The organism is Rathayibacter sp. Leaf248, from assembly GCF_920939495.1.
GTDB lineage: Bacteria > Actinomycetota > Actinomycetes > Actinomycetales > Microbacteriaceae > Rathayibacter > Rathayibacter caricis.
In genome coordinates, this window is the sequence record NZ_CAKLAV010000002.1 from 620178 (window position 1) to 639714 (window position 19537).

Consider the following 19537-nt stretch of genomic DNA (forward strand, 5'->3'; position numbering starts at 1 on the left):
GGGGAGGGGCGCGGGCAAGCGTGCTGATTCACCACTCCGTCGCATGAATCGCACCAGCACCCGCTGTTGGACGCCACTCAGCCGGCCCCCCTACCGTGGGGGAGTACCCGACGAAGGAGTCCCTCTTGAAGCACGTCCCCCTCGGTGCCTCCGGCATCGAATCCCCGAACGTCGTCCTCGGCCTCATGCGCATCCCCGACATGACCGACGACGCCATCCGCGATCTCGTGCGCACCGCGCGCGACTCCGGCATCGACTTCTTCGACCACGCCGACGTCTACGGCAATGCCGTGCACCACTGCGAGGAGCGCTTCGCCGAGGCGATGCAGCTCACCCCGTCCCAGCGCGACGAGATCGTGCTGCAGACCAAGTGCGGCATCGTCGGCGACGGCCCCTACTTCGACTTCTCCTACGAGCACATCGTCGAGTCCGTCGAGGGGTCGCTGAAGGCTCTTCGGACCGACCGCATCGACGTGCTGCTCCTGCACCGCCCCGACGCGCTCGTCGAGCCGGACGAGGTCGCCCGCGCCTTCGACGAGCTGCACGCCGCCGGCAAGGTGACGCACTTCGGCGTCTCGAACCACACGCCGTTCCAGATCGAGCTGCTGAAGAAGTCGCTGAACCAGCCGATCGTGGCGAACCAACTGCAGCTCTCGGTCACGCACGCTCCGCTGATCGCGCAGGGAGTCGCGTCGAACATGGCGGCGCTCGACCAGTCGATCATGCGCGACGGCGGCATCGTCGACTACTGCCGCCTCAACGACATCACCGTGCAGGCGTGGTCGCCGTTCCAGGCGGGCTTCTTCACCGGGGTCTTCCTCGACAACCCCGCGTACACGGAGCTCAACGCCGTGATCGACCGCCTCGCCGCGCAGTACGACGTGCCCGCGATCGCCATCGCGACCGCGTGGATCACGCGCCACCCCGCGAACATGCAGGTCGTGCTCGGCACCACCAACGAGCAGCGCGTGCACGACGCGGCACTCGGCTCCGACATCCCCCTGACCCGGGCCGAGTGGTACGAGATGTTCCGCGCCGCCGGCTACACGGTCCCCTAGAGCTCCCACCCCGGAGGAAAGGCGCGTCGGCGCACAGAGAGGGCGCGGCTCCGGCCGTGCCCTCTCGCACGTCCGGCAGGCGTCAGATGCGCAGGCGCACGGTGACGGCGGAGTCGACCTCGACGCCTTCCGCCCGGCGCGCTGCGGTCTTGAGTGGCACCAGGTAGCCGCCGTCCTTCGGCCAGAGCGACGTGCTCCAAGTGCTCGCGCCGAGCACGACCGTCGCGGGGATCATGCCCCAGCCGTACGACACGTGGGCCGCGGCGTCCGCGATCGCCGGGACGTGCTCCTCCGGCACCCGCACGAAGTGCCAGGGCGCCGGCCCGCGCCAGAAGACGACGACGGCGTCGAACTCGATCTCCATGTGCTCAGCACTTGTGGCTGTCAGTCACCGATGTGGCTCTTGCGGCCTGCGCTTTCGCGCAGTCCTCGACGATCAGGTCGAGCCAGCGTGCCGATCGGTCCGTCACAGAGGCACCGCATCGCGGAGCACGGCGTCGTCTCGTCCTCGACGCAGACCTGACCGGAAGACGGCGTCGACGGAGCGACCGAGAAGCGCTTCCGCGCCGAGAGCGAAGGCCGCGAGGGAGAAGTAGCTCGTGCCGGGCTCGGCGTCGACGATCAGGTCGATGTCGCTGCCGTTCGTCGATGTGCCGCGTGCGACCGAACCGAAGACGGCGACCGAGGTGATCCCGGAGCGAGACGCCAGGTCGAGCAGTTCCTCGCGGTGCGCTCGCAGCTCCTGCAGCGACGGAGCCGTCGGTCTCGCGCGCTCCTGCGCACGCACCTCTCCTCCGTCACTGCTCATGACTCGACGGTACCGAGGGCGGGGGGAGCTGTACAGCGAAGACCCAGGAATAGGATCCGGCTCTCCGCGTTGAACTTGAGTGCAAGTGACTCAACTCTTCAGGAGGACTGGTGCCCGACAACTTCAACGAGGCCGGAGCGAGCTCGTTCGACGACTTCCTCGCCCGCTACCTCGACGGTGAGCGCGCCCGCGCGGCGCGGTCCATCGACCTCAGCCGATTCCTCACCGCCCGTACTCAGAGCATCCTGCAGTCCGCAGGACGCTTCGCCCTCGAGCGCGGCCAGACCGAGCTCGACGCGCTGCACGTGCTGCGCGTCCTCGTCGATGACGAGGCCGTCGCGCAGGCCGTCCGGCGCATCGGCGTCGACCCCGGCGCGATCGCGACCGCGACGGAGGCGCGCCTGCCGCAGGCCGCCGAAGGGCAGGCGTCGCCGAACGCCGCCACCATCACGCCCAGCGCCCAGCGGGCGCTGTTCCACAGCTACCAGGTCGCCCGCTCGAGCGGATCGACCTACATCGATCCCGAGCACCTCTTCTTCGCGCTCGTGCTCGGTCAGGACGCGCCCGCCGGGCAGGTCCTGGCGCGCGCCGGTGTGACGGCGGAGGCGCTCACCCAGGGACTGCGCGAGACCGTCACCACCGGTCCGGAGCAGCAGCAGGAGACCGGCACGCCCGCCTCCGAGACGCCGATGCTCGACACGTACGGCACCGACCTCACGCAGCTCGCCCGCGACGGGAAGCTCGACCCGGTGATCGGCCGCGCCGACGAGATCGAGCAGACCATCGAGATCCTCAGCCGGCGCACCAAGAACAACCCGGTGCTCGTCGGGGAGGCCGGCGTCGGCAAGACCGCGATCGTCGAGGGCCTGGCCCGCGCGATCGTCGCGGGCGAGGTCCCGGAGCAGCTGCGCGACAAGCGCGTCGTCTCCCTCGACCTCCCCGGCATGCTCGCCGGCACCCGCTACCGCGGCGACTTCGAGGAGCGCCTCACGAAGACGATGGACGAGATCGCGGCCCGCTCGGGCGAGCTGATCGTCTTCATCGACGAGGTGCACACCGTCGTCGGCGCCGGTGGTGCCGGCGAGGGCGGCATGGACGCGGGGAACATCCTCAAGCCCCGGCTCGCCCGCGGCGAGCTGCACCTGGTGGGTGCGACCACGCTCAAGGAGTACCGCACGATCGAGAAGGACCCGGCGCTGGAGCGCCGCTTCCAGCCCGTCCGCGTGGGCGAGCCGTCCGTCGAGGACGCCGTCGCGATCCTGCACGGACTGCGTCAGGCCTACGAGGAGCACCACCGCGTGACCTTCACCGACGACGCCCTCCGCGCCGCCGTGGAGCTCTCGGACCGCTACCTCCCCGACCGCGTGCTGCCCGACAAGGCGATCGACCTGATCGACCAGGCCGGTGCGCGCCTCCGCCTCTCGCTGGGCGCCGGAGTCGACACCGCGGCCCTGCTCGAGCGCCTCGCGGTGCTCGAGGGCGACAAGAACGCGGCCGTCTCGGCCGAGCACTACGAGGAGGCGTCGCGACTGCGCGACGAGATCTCCTCGGTGCAGGCACAGCTCGACGCCGCGACCTCGACCGGACGCGCGTCGACCGGGGCCGAAGTGGGCGAGACGGAGATCGCGGCCGTCGTGGCCCGCGCCACGGGCATCCCCGTGTCGCGCCTGACGGAGGGGGAGCGCGAGCGCCTCGCGCACCTCGAGGACGAGCTGCACCGGCGCGTCATCGGCCAGGACGACGCGGTGACCGCGGTCGCGCGCGCCGTCCGCCGCAGCCGGACCGGCCTCGGAGACGCCTCGCGTCCCGTCGGCTCGTTCCTGTTCCTCGGTCCGACGGGCGTCGGCAAGACCGAGCTGGCGCGCACGCTGGCCGGGTCGCTCTTCGCCGACGAGCAGTCCGTGATCCGCTTCGACATGAGCGAGTTCGGCGAGCGGCACACCGTCTCGCGGCTGGTCGGCGCCCCTCCCGGGTACGTCGGCTACGACGAGGCCGGCCAGCTCACCGAGCGCGTGCGGCGGAACCCCTACTCCGTCGTGCTGTTCGACGAGATCGAGAAGGCGCACCCCGACGTGTTCAACCTGCTCCTGCAGGTGCTCGACGACGGGCGTCTGACCGACGGTCAGGGCCGCACGGTCGACTTCCGCAACACGGTGATCATCATGACCTCGAACCTGGGGTCGGAGTTCCTGGCCTCGCGTTCCGGCGCGCTCGGCTTCGTCGCGCAGAGCGACGCGTCGGCCGAGGGCTTCGCCTCGGAGAAGGACCTGCGCGACCGCGTCATGGGCCGGCTCCGCGAGGCGATGCGGCCCGAGTTCCTCAACCGCATCGACGAGATCGTGCTGTTCCGCAAGCTCGGTCGCGAGCAGCTCCGCGAGATCGTGGGCATCGTGCTCGACGCGACCCGGGCCCGTCTCGCGCCGCGCGAGGTGTCGCTCGAGGTCACGGAGTCGGCGATCGACTGGCTCGCGGAGCACGGCTACGAGCCGCAGTACGGTGCCCGTCCGCTCCGCCGCCTCGTGCAGCGCTCGGTCGACGACCGCATCGCCGACCTGTTCGTGAGCGGTGACGTCACCGACGGAGGCGCGGTGCACGTGGACGCGGTCGGCGGCGAGCTGGTCGTGACGTCCTCGTCGCGGATGCCGCTGGCGGCGTAGCCCGCCGCCCGCCGACGCCCCGGCTCCCTCACCTCGGGAGCCGGGGCGTCGTGGTGTGCGCCGGGCCGCTCGCGCGACCGCTTGCGCGGGCCCGCTCCGGCGGATAGACACGGGAGAGCACGAGAACCGGAGGCCCGATGTCGAACCCGCGCTACTACGACCCGGTCGGTCGCGCGATCCGCGCCCTGCTCTGGATCTCCCTCGTCTGCTTCGGGCTGGCCGTCGGCTTCTTCGCACTCGACGTGGTCACTCCGGGGTCGATGACCGACGCGGCACGGCCCTACGCCGAGGCGAGCGGGGCGCTCGCGCGCTTCGGCATCGCGGCGCTCATCGTGCACTTCGCGGTGGTCGCGATCGTCGGGGCGATCCGGGGGCGCGGGCAGTAGGTCCGGCTCGCAGGAACACGTTCGGCTCGCAGGAATCCGAGGATTCCGCGAGCCGAACGTGGTCTGACGAGCCGGACTCAGCCGGCGATACCCGTCAGGGGCACTTCTTCGCGGTGATCGAGACTTTCAGGGCTGCGTCCGGGGCGACGGAGGAGCCGCCCGCCGGCTCCTGACCGGTCACCTTCCCGGTGTCCGGCGCATCGCCGGCCTCGGTGCAGGACAGCGTGATCTGCGTGAATCCGGCGGCCCCGAAAGCGGCCTTCGCCGCCTCCAGGTCCTGACCTGTCACGTCCGGCACCGTCTTCTGGTTCCCGCTGCTGGTGAACACCGTGATGCCGGTGCCCGCCTGAGCCGAGCCCGACGGGTCCTGGCGCGTCACGGTGCCGACCGGGGCGTCGGACGCCTCGGTGCCGCCCTCGATGAGGGGGAAGCCCGCCGCGGACAGCTTGGCCTTCGCATCCGCGAGGGCGAGCCCCGTCACATCGGGGATCTCGACCCGCGGCACGACCTGGAGCGAGCCGTTCGCCTTCGGGAAGGCCGCTCCGCCGTACTCGGCGTTCGCGGCCGCCATCACGACCGGCCAGATGCGGTGACGGGCGGTCGCCGCGGACCCGGAGTCGAAGTTGAACTGGCGGAGGCGCAGGTTCGCGGTGCCCTTCACGTTGAAGACGCCGACGACGGTCGCGACCCGGGTGCTCGCTCCGCTCATCCAGGTGGCGGCGGCGCTGTCGGTCGTGCCGGTCTTGCCGATCAGCGGGATGCTGTCGCGGGTGCGCGACGCGGTCGCCGTGCCGCCCGCGGTGAAGGTCGACTGCAGGGCGACGGCGGCGGTGGCCGCGACGTTCGCGTCGATCGACTGGCGGCAGTTGGCCGGCGGCACCGGCTGCTCCACCCCGGCGGTGTCGGTGATGCGGTCGATCGCGATCGGGTCGCAGGTGATGCCGCCTGAGGCGACGGTCGCGTACGCGCCCGCCATCGAGAGCGGCGAGACGTAGTTGGTGCCGAGGACCGAGGACGGGTTGTGCTCGAGCTCGGCGCCGCTGCCCTGCTTCACGCCCATGTCGAGCGCGGTGTCGCGGATGCCGCAGAGGTCGAGCTTGCGCGCCATGCCGACGAAGCCGGTGTTCAGCGACGTCTTCGTGAAGGAGACGGGCGTACCCACCTCTCCGGTGCCGCCCTCGTCGTTCTTGGCGCTCGTCTCGTTGCTCGTGTCGGTTCCGCCGTCCACGCACGAGTCGGTGAAGGTGCCCCAGGTCGACTTGCGCGTGCCGTCGACGCGCTCGTTGATGCTGTGCCCCTCCTTCAGCCACTCGATCAGGGTGAAGAGCTTGTAGGTCGATCCGGGCTGGATGCCGGAGGAGCCGCCGTAGGCCTTGTCGGTGCTGAAGTTGATCGCGCTGTAGGAGGCGTCGGCGTTCAGGACGTCGGGGTCCTGCGAGTACTTCTTGTTCTGCGTCATCGCGAGCACTCGGCCGGTGCCGACCTCGACGCTGACGGAGACGGCTCCGACGTCGAAGTTCCACGTCTCGGGGACCTGCGCGTTCACGGCGTTCACCGCCGTGTCCTGGAGGGAGACGTCGAGCGTCGTGTAGACGTCGAGGCCGCCGCGGCGGAAGTTCGTCCACCGCGCGTCCTCGTTGTCGCCGAAGGTGGGGGAGTTCTTGAGGACGTTCGTGACGTAGTCGCAGAAGAAGCCCGCGTTGCCGGCGGTCGAGCAGCCGGTGCTGGGCTCGGTGATCGCGGGCTGGACCGGCGTGGCGAGGGCCGCGTCGTGATCGGCCTGCGTGATCTTCCCCTCCTCCAGCATCTTGCCGATGATGTAGTCGCGCCGGTCCTTGTTGCGGGCGTAGCCGTTCGCGGCGCCGTTGTCGGGGTCGTCGGGCTGGTCCAGGCGCAGGTTCGCCGGGTTGTTCACGATGGCGATGAGGCTCGCGGCCTGGGCGATCGTGAGGTTCGCGGCGGTGGTGTTGAAGTAGTAGTTGGCGGCCGTCTCGAGGCCGTAGGTGGTGCCGCCGAAGAACGCGATGTTCAGGTAGCCCTGGAGGATCTGGTCCTTCGTGTACTCCTTCTCGAGACCGATCGCGAGCTTCATCTCGCGGAGCTTGCGCTCGGGCGTGGTCTTCGTCGCGCTCTCGATCGCCGCGGCGCGCTCGGCCTCGTCGGTGATGTTGCGGACGGCCTTCTCGATGAGCACGTTCTTCACGTACTGCTGCGTGATGGAGGAGCCGCCCTGCACGTCGTTGCCGAGCACGTAGGTCTGAGCGACCGCGCGCAGGGTGCCGGGGAGGTCGACCCCGCCGTGCTCGTAGAAGCGCGGGTCCTCGCCCGAGACCGCGGCGTCCTTGGCGAACTGCGAGATCTGGTCGAGCGGGACCTCGACGCGGTTCTCGACGTAGAAGGAGGCGAGCAGCTGGGGCGTGCCGTCGGCGCGCGTGGCGAAGATGTTGCTCTTCTCGGAGAGCTTGTCGACCTCGAGGTACTCGGGGAGGCCGTCGAAGACGCCGATGGACTGGTTCGCGGCGACGCCGGCGATCGCCACGGCGGGCGTCACCGTGGCGGTCACGAGGACTCCGGCCACGACGCTCATGCCCAGGAAGCCGACGATCGCCTTGATCACGCCGCCGGTGGTCCGTCTGTCCGTCGCCAATCCGTCTCCTTCGGGTACCCCCGGTCTCGCGACGGTCGCGACCGACGCCCTGACGCGCTCTGCGACAGGTCAACCTCGACAGACTAACCCGAGACCTCCCGAAGACGAAGGCCCGGTCCGAGGCCTGAAAGGGGGCTGGGACGCGGGGCGGAGGCAGCCGGGCGATCGGCGCGTGCGCGCCGGGCTCGGCGGGTCGGGGATGCTCGGGCGCCAAGGGCTGGTGATCGCCTGAGAAGAAACACAGGATGACGGCGAGCGGATCCGATGCAGGGGCCGCTCGGGAGAGCGCGGCCTCGGTGCGGTGACGTGGCCCGTCCGCTCTCCTCGCTGCCGCGCGCCGATGGCCCGAGGGCTTCCTCCACAGGGCCGCGCCGTTGCGGCATACCGGTGTTGTCCCTACTCTCCGAGGAAACCTCACCGATCAGAAGGAGATCTCATGTCCCTCACCCGGCGCGTAAGCGCTTTCGCCCTCGTAGCGGTCGCCGCAGCGACCTTCGCTGCTCCCGCCGCCACCGCGGCGGAGAGTCAGTGCCCCACCGGCTTCAGCTGCGTCTGGACCGACAAGGACTACTCGAGCAGCTACTCCGGCCGCGGCAACGCCAACTACCACGAGTACTACGCCGTCGGCGGCCGCATCTTCAACGACTCCATCTCGAGCATCAAGAACCGGTACCCGGGTCAGAAGACCTGGTTCGAGCACATCGACCGCGGAGGCCAGTACCTGAAGGTGAAGGCGTACGAGAAGATCTCGAACCTCCAGGACCGCTCGCCCGGGGTCTGGTACCACTCCGACTGGAACGACTTCATCTCGAGCGTCGACTGATGGCGGGGGTCCGCCTGCTCCCGCCGCTCGTCCTGGTCCCGGTGCTCGCGCTCTGCGCGTGCACCGGGCCGGGCCCCGAACCGACCGGCGCCACGATGCCGGAGCGCGTCGACATCAGCGAATACGCGGACGTCAGGGCCGGCCTGGACGCGGCGAACGAGACGATGACGTTCCCGATCGACGCGTTCTTCCTGTCTCCCGCCGCGCTCGGCCGGGTCGGCCAGGCGAACGCGCTGCTCTGGGACGCGTGCATGCGGGAGGGCGGGCGGACCTACCCTCCGGCCGCTTTCGACCTGACGACGTCGGGCATGCTGCCCGACACGCTGTACGGGATCTGGAGCCCGGAGAACGCCCAGCAGTGGGGGTACGGGCTCGACCCCGCGAACGACGCGGTGATGGAGGCGGCGAACGAGGCCTTGATGACGGCCGCGGCGGCGGATCCCGGATGGGATCCCGCGTTCGACGTCTGCCTCGAGTCGACACCCCGGCTCCCGGAGCCCGGGCGCGGTTACAGCGGAGACGAGGAGCTGGCGATCTCCGGTCCGGCCAAGCAGGTCGCCGACGACGCGAAGATGCTCGCGATGACGGACCCGCGCTGGGACGAGGCGAGGGCCAGGTGGACCGACTGCCTCGTCGCGGAGGGACTCCGCCTGCGCGAGGGCGAGACGTCGCCCTGGGCTCCCGAGGTGCCCGAGGATCCCGAGGCGGCCATCAGGACGGCCGTCCTCGACGTCGAGTGCAAGGCGAGGACCGAGCTGGTCGAGACGCTGAGCTCGCTCGAGGCGCAGTACCAGGCGGCCCTCATCGATCGGCAGCGAGCGGCTCTGGACGAGGTCGCCGAGAAGGAGCGGGAGATCGTCGAGCGGGCCGACCGGATCATCGCGGGGAGCGGCCGGTGAGCGACGAGCCGCCCTCCCGTGTCCGCCTGCCCGCCGTCGTGCGTCCGCGCGCTCTGGCGGTGTTCGCGGTCGCGGTGCTGCTGGTCGGTGCCGCGGGAGTCGCGCTCGGGGCCTCGATGCGCTCGACGTCGGACGTCGACGACGAGGCGCTCCTGGCTCCTCCGCCGGTCGACGCGGCGGTCGAGAGGCGCTCCATCGATCCGGCCCGGATGCTGCAGGGGGCCGTCGACGCGGGGGACACGACGACGGTCGCCTTCCGCGACGCGGGCGGTGAGGACGTGCTGCCCTACGTGACCGAGGTCGGCACCGCTGCGGGAGCGGCGCTCGTCAACGGAGGGCTCCTGCTCGCCGTCGCCGACCGGCCCCGGATCGCGCTGCACGTCGCCTCGCCCCTGTACCGCGACCTCCGCGTGGGCGACGAGGGGGAGGACGTGCGGGCGTTCGAGACCGCGCTGAAGGCCGTGGTCCCCGGCGACTTCGACGTCGACGAGGATTTCACCGGCCGCACCCTCGCGGCGGCGGAGCAGCTCTGGCAGCGGCTCGGGTACGACCTGCCGACCCGTCCCGGCGAGGTGGTCGCTCCGGCGCCGTCCCCGTCGGCACCGGGTCCGGTGGCCACCGGTGCTGCCGTCACGACGGCGACGACACCTCCCGCGACGGCCACGACTCCGGCGATCGCTGCGGCTCCGGAGGCGTACATCGACGTGGCGCAGATCGTGCAGCTGCACGCCGACGCGGTCGGCGTGCTGACCGTGCTCGACGTCGGCGCGATCGCCGAGGTCGGCGCCCCGCTCGCGACGCTGCAGACGAGCCCGCGCCGGGTGGTCGCCCGCGCGAGCGTCCTCGATGCGGACGAGTTCGTCGTCGGGACCGCGGTGACCCTGCGGGCGAGCGGACGGCCCGAGCAGAGAGGCACCGTCGCAACGGTCGGCGGGTTCGTCGCCGCCGACGGGACCGCGCAGAGCGTGTCGGGACGCGACGTGCGCGTCGACCTCCCGGCCGACTGGGCCGATCTCGCCGACAAGTCGACGGTCACGCTCACGACCGTCGAGGCGGGCGAGCCGGTGCTGGCGGTGCCGCTCACGGCGGTCCACGACGCGTCCACGGACCCCTACGTCGTCTCCTCCGAGACGGCGGGCTTCGACGAGGGAGAGCGGGTGCCGGTCCAGGTGCTCGGTTCCGGCGACGGCTGGGTGCGCATCGACGAGGAGTCGGGGCTCCTCGAGGGCGATCGGATCGAGGTGGGCCCGTGACCGTGCCGCTCCTGTCCCTCCGCGGCGTCTCGCGGCGCTACGCCGGCGCGACCGGCGCCCTCGCGCTCCAGGGCATCGACCTCGACGTGCACGAGGGCGAGTTCGTCGCCGTCGTCGGCCGTTCCGGAGCGGGCAAGTCGACGCTCCTCAACGTGCTCGGGCTCCTCGACTCGTCCGACGCGGGGGAGTACCGCATCGGCGGGCTCGACGTCTCGCAGCTGCCGGAGGGCGACCGGGACGCCCTGCGGGCGCGCACCTTCGGCTTCGTGTTCCAGGACTCGTTCGTGCTGCCGGGCGAGAGCGTCGCCCGCAACGCGGCGCTGCCCCTGCGGATGCGGAGGGAGTCCCACGAGTCGCAGACCACCGCCGTCGCCGCGGTGCTCGACCGCTTCGGCCTGCTCCGACTGGCGGAGCAGCCCGCCGGCACGCTGTCGGGCGGGGAGCGCCAGCGGGTCGCCCTGGCCCGCGCCGTGGTCGGGCGGCCCGCGGTCGTCCTCGCCGACGAGCCCACGGGGAACCTCGACTCGGCGACGACCGCGGTCGTGATGGACCTGCTCGTCGAGCTGCACCGCAGCGGGGTCACGGTCGTGCTCATCACGCACTCGGCGGAGGTCGCCGCGGTCGCGGGACGGCGGATCCGACTCGAGGACGGCGCGATCGTCGCCGACAGCGGCGACGGCCTCGACGATCGGCTCGGGGTGCTCGGAGGAGTGGCGACCGCGGTGCCGCGGGAGCGGGGGCGACGTGGTCCGGCCTGGGTGCTGGCCGACGCGGTGTCCGCGCTGCTGCTCTCGCCCGCCCGCACCCTGGGGGTCCTTGCCGCCTTCGTCCTCGCGATCGCCGGACTCGTGTCCTCGGTCGGGATCAGCGCCACCGCCGCGCAGCAGGTGACCGAGCGGCTCGACGCCGCAGCGCTCGACCAGGTGACCGTCCGGATGCCCGAGTCCTCCTCGGACGAGGACCTGCGGCACGCGGCCGCGGCGATCGCCGGTCTCGGCGGAGTCTCCGCGGCGGGCCCGAGGGTCCTGCTCACGGGATCGGAGGGACGACCGGGGCGTCTCCTCGGGCCGGACGGACTGTCGACGGAGGCGACCGTCCTGGCGGTCGACGAGTCGTTCCTCGCCGTCGAGCTGGTCGCGGTCGCCCCCACGACGGCGCCGGCCTGGCTCGACGTCGTCGACGGCGTGCCCGTCGCACTGCTCGGGATCGGAGCGGCGGAGGACCTCGGGATCCCCATCGGGCGCACGGGGGACACGATCCGCATCGCAGGGCAGTCCGTCGTCGTCGCGGGGTTCCTCACGTCCTCGGAGCGGGATCCCGCGCTGACGGAGTCGATCCTCGTCTCGCTCACCGACCTGTCCGTTCCTCCGCGGTCCGAGCGCCAGGTCGTCGCCCGGACGAGCCCGGGTCGTCCGGCCGCGGTGGCCGGATCGATCCCGCTCGCCGTCGACCCGGGGCATCCCGAGAGGGTCGTCGTCGAGACCGTCGCCGACCTGCGGTTGCTCGCCCGCGGGGTGAGCAGCGACCTCGCGGCCAACCTGCTCGTGGTCTCGGCCGTGCTGCTCCTGCTGGTCTGCTTCAGCAGCGCCACGTCGATGTTCCTCGCCGTGTCGGCCCGCACCCGCGAGATCGCGCTGCGGCGGGCCGTCGGAGCGACCCGACGCGACATCCGCCTGCTGTTCCTCATCGAGGGGACGGTCATCGGACTCGCGGGTGGCGTCTCGGGGCTCGCTCTCGGCGTCCTCGCGACCTCGGTGCTCAGCGGTCTGCAGGGCTGGTCGCCCGTGCTCGACGCGACCAGCGCCGCCGTCGGCCTCGTCGCGGGCGTGGGGGCGGGGGCGCTGTCCGCGGTCGGACCGGCGCTCCGTGCCGCGCGGATCGAGCCGGCGCTCGCCCTGAGGGCGGGATGAGCGCGGCCGGTCTTCTAGGGTGCTGGTATGTCGAGCACCCCTCCCGACCCCCGTCCGGAAGCGCTGCCGCCCGCGCAGCCCGCACCGCCGACCGGGGCGATGCCCTACGCCCTCGGCTTCCTCGCCCTGACCGGGATCCCGTTCCTCTCGTTGATCGTCGCGGGCGTCGTGATGGCGGCCGTGTACCCGTCGGCCCGGCGGCGCGGGGGAGCGGTCGCCGAGAACGGCCGGCGGGCGGCGAACTGGGGTCTCACGACGGTCCTGATCACCGTCCTCTGCCTCGTCGGCCACTTCGTGCTGCTCTTCGCGCTGACCGCCGACGCGCCGTCGACGAGCTTCTACCCGATCGGCGTCCCGATCACGGTCTTCGCGGTGCTGGCCGTGGCCCACCTCGTGGTCATCATCTGCGGCCTCGTCTCGGCGAACCGCGGGCACGTGTTCCGCAACCCGCTCGCGATCCCGTTCCTCCGCCGCCGCACCGCGCACTGACCGCTCAGGACGTCGCGACGGGCCAGACGTAGTCGAGGTCGTCCGGGGTGCCGGGGAAGCGCGGTGCATAGAACTCCGGCGCCTTCGCGAGCAGCTTGGAGCGGTGCGAGCGGTGCAGCTCCTCCCGGCCCAGCCACGGCGGCACCGGGAAGCCGCCGAGCAGGTACGCCTCGGCGTCCTCCGGCACCGTCTCGAGCACGGCCATCGTCTTGACGAGGCAGGTGTCGGCGAAGCCCCGCTCCGTCCAGACGGCGCAGGTCTCGCGCTGGTACTCCATCAGCGCGGGCCGGTAGCCGCGCCACATCGCGGTGACCGGGTGGTGCTGCCAGCCGTAGCCGGCGACGGTGAGCGCCTTCATCACCTGCAGCGTCTCGACGCGCTGCTTGCCCAGGCGCCGGTCGTCGAGGGAGCTCGCGCTCGCGTGGAAGTCGGGGAACGGGAGGAACGTCTGCATCCCCTCCAGTCAACACGAGGGCGCGCGTGCGGGACGAGCCCCGTCGCCCCTTCGCCGCGTCGTCCCCCGGCCACCCGGTCGTCACGTCGAGGACGCCTGCGGCCCGTACCGTGCGGTCCATGACCGGACTCCCCCTCCTCGCCACCGACGACGTCCAGCTGCGCTGGGCGCGCCCCGAGGTGCTCGACTCCTCGCGGCACCGGATGCTCCGCCTCCTCACCCTCGCCGAGCGCCTGCGCTTCGAAGCCACCGGCCGCCGCGAGGCGCGCGACAGCTTCCTCCTGGGCCGGGTGCTCGTGCGCGAGCTCGCCGCCGAGACGCTCGGCATCGACCCGCTCGAGATCGCGGTGGAGGCCCGCTGCGCCCGCTGCGGCGGACCGCACGGCCGCCCCGTCCTCGCGGGGGAGCACCCCGCCCTCGAGCGGATGCGCATCAGCATCGCCCACTGCGAGGGCGCCGTCGTCGCGGCGCTGGCCACCGGTCGCGACGTCGGGATCGACGCGGCCCGCACCCGCGTCGTGCGCGAGCGCATCGCCTCCGGGCAGGAGAGCGCCGAGCAGGTGCTCGAGGGGCTCCGCGCGCAGGCCGTCGCCAAGGCCGACGGTCGCGGCACGGACATCGACGAGGCGGTGCGCTTCCGCACCCGCGAGGGCGCGACCGAGGCCTGGATCGACGGCTCCGAGCGCTACTTCGCGGTCTCGGAGCCGACGGTCCACTCGGCGCTCGTCGTCACGCTGGCGCTCGCCGAGGCCTGAGCGGCGGGTCAGAGATGCGGAGCCACGTGCTCCGCAAAGCCCGCCGCGACCTTGGCCGCGACGTCCGCGTACGCCGTGTCCCAGACCTCCTGATGGAAGATCTCGACCTCGATGTCGCCCGTGTAGCCCGCCTCGACGACGGTCTGCGTGAGCAGCGCGAAGTCGATGACCCCCTCGCCCACGTAGTGGCGCGAGAGCAGCACGTCGGCGGCGAGCGGAGTGGCCCAGTCGCACACCTGGTACGAGGCGATGCGCCCTTCCGCCCCGGCGCGCAGGATCTGCGGCAGCACCTGCGGGTCCCACCAGACGTGGAACGTGTCGACCACGACGCCGACCGCGGCCGCCTCGAACGGCGCGGCGAGGTCGAGGGCCTGGCCGAGCGTCGAGACGACGGCGCGGTCGGACGCGTACATCGGGTGCAGCGGCTCGATCGCCAGCTGCACTCCGGAGCCGCGTGCGTAGTCGGCCAGCTCGGCCAGCGCCTCCGAGACCCGGGCGCGCGCGCCGACGAGGTCGCGCGAGCCGGTCGGCAGGCCGCCCGCGACGAGCACCAGCGCCGGTGCGCCCAGCGCGGACGCCTCGTCGATGGCCCGGCGGTTCTCCTCGAGGGCCGCGCGGCGGTCCGGCCCCTCGGGCACGGTGAAGAAGCCGCCCCGGCACAGGCTCGAGACGCGCAGGCCGCTCTCGGCGACCAGGCGCATCGCCTCCGCGACCCCCACCTCGGCGACGGGCTCGCGCCACAGGCCGATCGAGGAGTAGCCGGCCCGCGCGGTGACGTCGAGTGCCTCGCGCAGGTCCGCGTACTTGATGGTCGCCTGGTTCAGCGAGAGCCGCGGATGCACGGTGGTCGCATCGGCCCGCACCACCGGATCGAGCGCGGTCATGCGAGCACCGTCCGGAGCGCGTCGACGCCGTTCACGGCGAGCAGGCCCGTCCAGCGGGCGGCGGCGAGCTCCGGGCGCTCGAGCGCTCCGGCCTCGTCGGCCAGCCGCACGATCTCGGAGAGGTGCGGCAGCGAGCGCGCCGAGTGCAGTCCGCCGACCATCGCGAACGCGGTCTGGTGGCCGTTCAGCCACGAGAGGAACGCCACGCCGGTCTTGTAGTACTGGGTGGGCGCCGCGAAGACCTGGCGAGCGAGCGCCTCGGTGGGCCCCAGGACGCGGCGGTAGGCCTCGATGTCGTCGGCGTCGAGCGCCTGGATCGCGGCGGAGGCGTTCGGTGCGAACGCGGCGAACGCCCCGAGGAGGGCGTCGGAGTGGCGCACCTCGCCGTCGGCGTCCTGCCCGCCCTCGATCAGGCCGACGTAGTTGAAGTCGTCGCCGGTGAAGAGCGTCGCGCCGAACGGGAGGCGCGCTCGCACCGCGATCTCGGCGTCCGCGTCGAGCAGCGACATCTTGATGCCGCGCACCTTCGCGAGGTTGTCCTCGATGATGCGGATCACGGTGTCCGACGCGGTGGCGACGTCCTCGCTGCCGAAGTAGCCGGTGAGCACGGAGTCGAACGCCGGTCCGAGCCAGTGCAGCACGACCGGGCGCGAGGCCCGCTCGAGCACGGCGCGGTAGACGCGCTCGTAGTCCGCGCCGGACTGCGCCGCGCGGGCGAGGTGGCGGCTGGCCATCAGCACCACGCCGACTCCGGCGTCCTCCGCGACCTCGAGCTGCGCGAGGTACGCGTCGATGACGCGCTCGAGCGGCACGACCTCGTCGGCCAGCTGGTCCGTGTTCACGCCGACCACGACGTCGCCGCCGACCGAGGCCGCCTCGGCACCGCTGCGGCGGATGAGCTCGGTGGTCGCGGCCCAGTCCATGCCCATGTTGCGCTGGGCGGTGTCCATCGCGTCGGCGACTCCGAGGCCCCACGACCAGACGTGGTGCCGGAACGCGAGCGTCGCGTCCCAGTCGACGGCCGCGGGGCTGCCGGGGGTGTTCTCGGCCCAGGTGACCGGGACGACGTGCGCGGCCGCGTAGGCCACCCGCGCGCCCAGCGGACGGCGGGGGCGCACGAGGTCCGGCGCGCGAGAGACGGTGTGCGTGCGGAGCGATCCGTCCGCGGCGAGCAGGGTGACGTCGGTCACGGAGCGACCTCGGCGGAGGTGGCGGCGAGGGCCTGCTCGTCGGCCTCGGCGTCGAGCGCGGCGACGTCGATCCGGCGGCCCTCGCGAGCCGACTCGAGGCCCAGCTCGGCGAGGCGGACGCCGCGGGCGCCGGCGAAGAAGTCGTAGGGGTGCGGGCCGTTCTCGACCACGTGGCGGATGAACTCCTCCCACTGCGTCTTGAAGCCGTTCTCGAAGACGTCGTTGACGGGCAGCTCCTGCCAGTCCTCGGCGTAGACGTGCTGCTCGGGCAGGTCGGGGTTCCAGGTCGGCTTGGGGGTCGCGACGCGCGGCTGCACCTTGGCGCCGAAGAGTCCGACGACCGCGCTGCCGAGGGTGCCGTCGACCTGGAACTCCACGAGCTCCGGGCGGTTCACGCGCACGGCCCAGGAGGAGTTCAGCTGCACGGTCGCGCCGCCCGCGACGTCGAAGATCGCGTAGGCCGCGTCGTCGGCGGTGGCGGTGTACTCCTCGCCGTTCTCGTCCACGCGCACCGGGATGTGGGTCGCGGCCTTGGCGTAGACGCCCTCGACGGCGCCGAACAGGTTCTCGAGCACGTAGTTCCAGTGCGGGAACATGTCGACGATGATGCCGCCGCCGTCCTCCTTGCGGTAGTTCCAGCTGGGGCGCTGAGCGTCCTGCCAGTCGCCCTCGAAGACCCAGTAGCCGAACTCGCCGCGCACCGAGAGGATGCGGCCGAAGAATCCGGAGTCGATCAGGCGCTTGAGCTTCTGCAGGCCGGGCAGGTAGAGCTTGTCGTGCACGACGCCGTTCTTGATGCCGGCCTCCTTGGCCAGCTCGGCGATCTCGAGCGCCTCGGCGTAGCTCTCGGCGGTGGGCTTCTCGGTGTAGATGTCCTTGCCGGCGGCGATGGCCTTCTTCAACGCGGGGACGCGGGCCTTGGTGACCAGGAAGTCGGCGTAGATCTGCCACTTCGGGTCGGCGAGCGCGGCGTCGAGGTCGGTGGTCCAGTGCTGCAGACCGTGCTTCGCGGCGAGCTCGGCGAGCTTGGCCTCGCTGCGCCCGACGAGCAGCGGCTCGAGCTGCACGCGGGTGCCGTCCGAGAGCAGGACTCCGCCCTGCTCGCGGATCGCGAGGATCGAGCGGACGAGGTGCTGGCGGTATCCCATGCGGCCCGAGACGCCGTTCATGATGATGCCGAGGGTCCGCGGTTCGGCGGAGGTGGTGGCGGGGGTGGTCGACTCTGACACGGGAGGCCCTTCTGCTGTGCGGTGCCCCGATCGGCCGACGGGCCGGGCGGAAAGCGTTTACCAGAGTGTAGGACCGCGGATCGACCGGGGGCAAGCGCATTCCCACCGAGCGTCGCCGAACGGCCGGTCTGCGCAGGGCCGAGCCCTCAGGACACCGACGCCGTGACGCGCAGCGCGCCCTCGAAGACCTCGGCGCCCTCCGCGCCGACCGTCAGCGTCAGCCGGGTCAGCCGCACCCCCCAGCTCGCCTCGAGCAGCGGATCCTCGAGCAGCCACTCCTCCGTCGTCGCCTCGGCGCCGGTCCACTCGAGCCTCAGCCGCCGCGCCCCCTCGATCGGAGTCACGACCGCGGCGCCGTCCTGCAGCTCCACGTCTCCCGCGATCAGCAGGTGCACCTCGACGCCGTCCACCACGACGGTCGCGGGGCGGGGCAGGCGCCACTCGTCCTCGACGACGACCTGCGCCCCCTCGCGCCGGGCGCGGCGCCTCAGACTCGATCCGGCGCGCAGGGGGTACGCGGTGGCGAGCTCGAGCAGCAGCCCGGCCGGCCCCGACGAGACGTCCGACGCGCCGAAGCCGCGGCCGACCCCCTGCTCGAGACCCCACGGTGCCGGAGCGGAGTGCCAGCGGCTCTGCATCGCGCGGATGCCGTACCGCTCGGGGCCGAAGGTCTGCGACGTGTACGTCGGCTGTCCGGCGTCGACCAGCACGGGCACGCCGTCCAGCGCCACGATCACACTGCCGACGTCGAGGTGGTTGTGGTGCTCGCCGTTGTGCCCGCCCTTGACGACGAGGCCCAGACCCTCCGCGACGCCCGGGTGCTCGCGCGTCACGAGGAGCTGCACCGACGGCAGCCAGGTGGGGGAGACGAGGGGCGCCGGCCCGGGCTCGGCGGCGATCCACTGCCGGTCCGAGAGGGCGCGGACGAGGCGCCCGAGCCCGGCCGCCGGATCGGCGAGCGGCTCGGCCGGCCGGCGCTGGGCGGCGGCGTGCGCGATCACGTCCCGGTCCCCGATCCGCCGCCCCCAGCGGTGCAGCACGTGCCAGGGCAGAGTGTCGGAGGCGCGCGCCGGCCCGTCGGCGACGTTCGCGTACCACGGCCCGCCCAGGTGCATCCGGTGGGGGAACCGCACGGCCTGCCGCACGACGGGCAGCTCGGAGGCGTCGAGCGCGCCGTCGGTCGCCTCCGCCAGCAGCTCCAGGGTCTCGAGCGCCCGGCCGGCGCCGTTCCACCAGTAGGCGAAGCCCTCGTCGATCGCGCCGTCCGCCGGCAGCGAATCCAGGAACCGGTCGAGCCCCTCGAGCAGCAGCGCGACGACGTCGGCCCGCTCCTCCGGGTCGTCGACCAGCGCGACGGCGGCGAGCAGGACGTTGCCGTGGATCCACGGGTTCCAGTTGTGCACGTCGCCGTCGAGCCCGAGCCAGTGCCAGTCGCGCCGGTCGAGGAACGGCCGGATCACGCGCGTCCGCGTCTCGGCGCGCATCCGCTCGCGCAGGCCCGGGGCCCGTCGGGCGAGCGGCTCGCCGAGCAGGGCGTCGATCCACGCCAGCTGCCCGACCACCTCACCCGCCCCGAGATCCAGGTAGGGGCGGTCGATCGGAGGGACGACCCGGCCGAGCAGAGGCAGTGCGTCGTCGTGCGCGGCCCAGCTCCAGCTGCTCTGCTCGCACAGCAGCTGCACGCCGTCGGCCGTCTCGTCGAGCCAGCGCTGCTCGCCGGTGGCCGTCGCGAGCACGGCGGCGCGGGTGAGGCGGCGCTGGCGCTCGCCGATGCGGCCCTCGTAGTCGGTCCGGTTGCCGTCGCGGGCGTAGCGGGCGTAGTTCGAGAGCAGCGGCTGCGGCCACGGCGTGCCGAGGTCCTCCTCCGCACGGCGCCGAAGCGCCTCGAGGGTCGGCGCGTGCTCGAATGCCCCGAGGGGGAGCCGGGCGGCGGCCAGGAGAGGGACCAGCGCCTCCGCGTCGAGGGCGGCGCCGAAGCGGCGGCGGAGGGGGCCGGTGAAGGGCTGGGCGGTCGTCGTCGACATGTCTCGTCCCGTGTGCTCGAGTGTGATCGAAGCGGATCGATCCTGTCCGATCCGCCTGCAGCGGTCGGATC

The 19537-nt window shown here is 72.4% G+C and carries 17 protein-coding genes; 9 read left to right on the top strand and 8 right to left on the bottom strand.

Going from position 1 to position 19537, the window contains the following annotated elements:
* Positions 1-125: 125 nt before the first annotated feature.
* On the top strand, positions 126-1058 hold the full coding sequence (locus tag LRG51_RS15990) for an aldo/keto reductase (RefSeq protein ID WP_268788506.1): 933 nt from the start codon (positions 126-128) through the stop codon (positions 1056-1058).
* A gap of 82 nt (positions 1059-1140) precedes the next feature.
* Here LRG51_RS15990 and LRG51_RS15995 read toward each other — a convergent pair whose 3' ends face one another.
* Together LRG51_RS15995 and LRG51_RS16000 are read right to left on the bottom strand one after the other, a co-directional pair.
* A complete protein-coding gene (locus LRG51_RS15995; RefSeq protein WP_055791104.1) occupies positions 1141-1422 on the bottom strand; it encodes a DUF1905 domain-containing protein in 282 nt (93 codons plus the stop codon).
* 102 nt (positions 1423-1524) lie between these two features.
* On the bottom strand, positions 1525-1866 hold the full coding sequence (locus LRG51_RS16000; RefSeq protein ID WP_055791107.1) for a nucleotidyltransferase family protein: 342 nt from the start codon (positions 1864-1866) through the stop codon (positions 1525-1527).
* Positions 1867-1976: 110 nt separating this feature from the next.
* On the opposite strand from LRG51_RS16000, the gene LRG51_RS16005 reads away from it, so the two are divergent.
* The gene (locus LRG51_RS16005; RefSeq protein WP_230673618.1) at positions 1977-4523 is read left to right on the top strand and encodes an ATP-dependent Clp protease ATP-binding subunit; all 2547 of its coding nucleotides are present in this window, start codon (positions 1977-1979) and stop codon (positions 4521-4523) included.
* Positions 4524-4660: 137 nt separating this feature from the next.
* Positions 4661-4909 (top strand): hypothetical protein, encoded by a 249-nt coding sequence (locus LRG51_RS16010; RefSeq protein ID WP_230673620.1) that lies wholly within the window; start codon positions 4661-4663, stop codon positions 4907-4909.
* Between the two features lie 94 nt (positions 4910-5003).
* Here the strand turns inward: LRG51_RS16010 and LRG51_RS16015 are convergent, their stop codons facing one another.
* Positions 5004-7556 carry a transglycosylase domain-containing protein gene (locus LRG51_RS16015; RefSeq protein ID WP_230673622.1) on the bottom strand — a complete coding sequence of 851 codons (2553 nt, stop codon included), beginning with the start codon at positions 7554-7556 and terminating at the stop codon, positions 5004-5006.
* A 436-nt stretch (positions 7557-7992) separates the two neighbouring features.
* Here LRG51_RS16015 and LRG51_RS16020 point away from each other — a divergent pair, with 436 nt between their 5' ends.
* The 5 genes from LRG51_RS16020 to LRG51_RS16040 are packed head-to-tail and all read left to right on the top strand — an operon-like array spanning position 7993 to position 12930.
* Positions 7993-8379 carry a peptidase inhibitor family I36 protein gene (locus LRG51_RS16020; protein ID WP_230673624.1) on the top strand — a complete coding sequence of 129 codons (387 nt, stop codon included), beginning with the start codon at positions 7993-7995 and terminating at the stop codon, positions 8377-8379.
* A complete protein-coding gene (locus tag LRG51_RS16025) occupies positions 8379-9278 on the top strand; it encodes a hypothetical protein (protein WP_230673626.1) in 900 nt (299 codons plus the stop codon). Before LRG51_RS16020 ends, LRG51_RS16025 begins: the two co-directional genes overlap by 1 nt.
* On the top strand, positions 9275-10531 hold the full coding sequence (locus tag LRG51_RS16030; protein WP_230673628.1) for a hypothetical protein: 1257 nt from the start codon (positions 9275-9277) through the stop codon (positions 10529-10531). The genes LRG51_RS16025 and LRG51_RS16030 overlap by 4 nt, the downstream gene beginning before the upstream one ends.
* Positions 10528-12441: an ABC transporter ATP-binding protein/permease gene (locus tag LRG51_RS16035; RefSeq protein WP_230673630.1), complete on the top strand. Its 1914-nt coding sequence runs from the start codon at positions 10528-10530 to the stop codon at positions 12439-12441. The genes LRG51_RS16030 and LRG51_RS16035 overlap by 4 nt, the downstream gene beginning before the upstream one ends.
* Positions 12442-12468: 27 nt before the next feature.
* Positions 12469-12930 carry a DUF4870 domain-containing protein gene (locus LRG51_RS16040; RefSeq protein WP_082481290.1) on the top strand — a complete coding sequence of 154 codons (462 nt, stop codon included), beginning with the start codon at positions 12469-12471 and terminating at the stop codon, positions 12928-12930.
* A 4-nt stretch (positions 12931-12934) separates the two neighbouring features.
* On the opposite strand, the gene LRG51_RS16045 is transcribed toward LRG51_RS16040, so the two are convergent.
* The gene (locus LRG51_RS16045) at positions 12935-13384 is read right to left on the bottom strand and encodes an MSMEG_6728 family protein (RefSeq protein WP_055791135.1); all 450 of its coding nucleotides are present in this window, start codon (positions 13382-13384) and stop codon (positions 12935-12937) included.
* 119 nt (positions 13385-13503) lie between these two features.
* Here LRG51_RS16045 and LRG51_RS16050 point away from each other — a divergent pair, with 119 nt between their 5' ends.
* Positions 13504-14139: a 4'-phosphopantetheinyl transferase family protein gene (locus tag LRG51_RS16050; protein ID WP_055791139.1), complete on the top strand. Its 636-nt coding sequence runs from the start codon at positions 13504-13506 to the stop codon at positions 14137-14139.
* A gap of 8 nt (positions 14140-14147) precedes the next feature.
* On the opposite strand, the gene LRG51_RS16055 is transcribed toward LRG51_RS16050, so the two are convergent.
* The 4 genes from LRG51_RS16055 to LRG51_RS16070 all read right to left on the bottom strand — a co-directional run bounded on the left by LRG51_RS16055 (position 14148) and on the right by LRG51_RS16070 (position 19466).
* Positions 14148-15023, bottom strand: coding sequence for a sugar phosphate isomerase/epimerase family protein (locus tag LRG51_RS16055; protein WP_230673632.1), 876 nt, complete (start codon positions 15021-15023; stop codon positions 14148-14150).
* The gene (locus LRG51_RS16060) at positions 15020-16213 is read right to left on the bottom strand and encodes a DUF993 family protein (RefSeq protein WP_230673634.1); all 1194 of its coding nucleotides are present in this window, start codon (positions 16211-16213) and stop codon (positions 15020-15022) included. Before LRG51_RS16060 ends, LRG51_RS16055 begins: the two co-directional genes overlap by 4 nt.
* Complete coding sequence (locus LRG51_RS16065; protein WP_055791607.1) at positions 16210-17382, bottom strand: Gfo/Idh/MocA family protein; 1173 nt, start codon at positions 17380-17382, stop codon at positions 16210-16212. Before LRG51_RS16065 ends, LRG51_RS16060 begins: the two co-directional genes overlap by 4 nt.
* A gap of 206 nt (positions 17383-17588) precedes the next feature.
* The gene (locus tag LRG51_RS16070; RefSeq protein WP_230673636.1) at positions 17589-19466 is read right to left on the bottom strand and encodes a heparinase II/III family protein; all 1878 of its coding nucleotides are present in this window, start codon (positions 19464-19466) and stop codon (positions 17589-17591) included.
* Positions 19467-19537 lie beyond the last annotated feature (71 nt).

Bases quoted from the DNA above. Each gene is read 5' to 3' on its own strand.
- LRG51_RS16055 (WP_230673632.1), bottom strand. From the start codon at position 15,023: ATGACCGCGCTCGATCCGGTGGTGCGGGCCGATGCGACCACCGTGCAT.
- LRG51_RS16000 (WP_055791107.1), bottom strand. From the start codon at position 1,866: ATGAGCAGTGACGGAGGAGAGGTGCGTGCGCAGGAGCGCGCGAGACCG.
- LRG51_RS15995 (WP_055791104.1), bottom strand. From the start codon at position 1,422: ATGGAGATCGAGTTCGACGCCGTCGTCGTCTTCTGGCGCGGGCCGGCG.
- LRG51_RS16010 (WP_230673620.1), top strand. From the start codon at position 4,661: ATGTCGAACCCGCGCTACTACGACCCGGTCGGTCGCGCGATCCGCGCC.
- LRG51_RS16040 (WP_082481290.1), top strand. From the start codon at position 12,469: ATGTCGAGCACCCCTCCCGACCCCCGTCCGGAAGCGCTGCCGCCCGCG.
- LRG51_RS16065 (WP_055791607.1), bottom strand. From the start codon at position 17,382: ATGAACGGCGTCTCGGGCCGCATGGGATACCGCCAGCACCTCGTCCGC.
- LRG51_RS16025 (WP_230673626.1), top strand. From the start codon at position 8,379: ATGGCGGGGGTCCGCCTGCTCCCGCCGCTCGTCCTGGTCCCGGTGCTC.
- LRG51_RS16050 (WP_055791139.1), top strand. From the start codon at position 13,504: ATGACCGGACTCCCCCTCCTCGCCACCGACGACGTCCAGCTGCGCTGG.
- LRG51_RS16070 (WP_230673636.1), bottom strand. From the start codon at position 19,466: ATGTCGACGACGACCGCCCAGCCCTTCACCGGCCCCCTCCGCCGCCGC.
- LRG51_RS16020 (WP_230673624.1), top strand. From the start codon at position 7,993: ATGTCCCTCACCCGGCGCGTAAGCGCTTTCGCCCTCGTAGCGGTCGCC.
- LRG51_RS16045 (WP_055791135.1), bottom strand. From the start codon at position 13,384: ATGCAGACGTTCCTCCCGTTCCCCGACTTCCACGCGAGCGCGAGCTCC.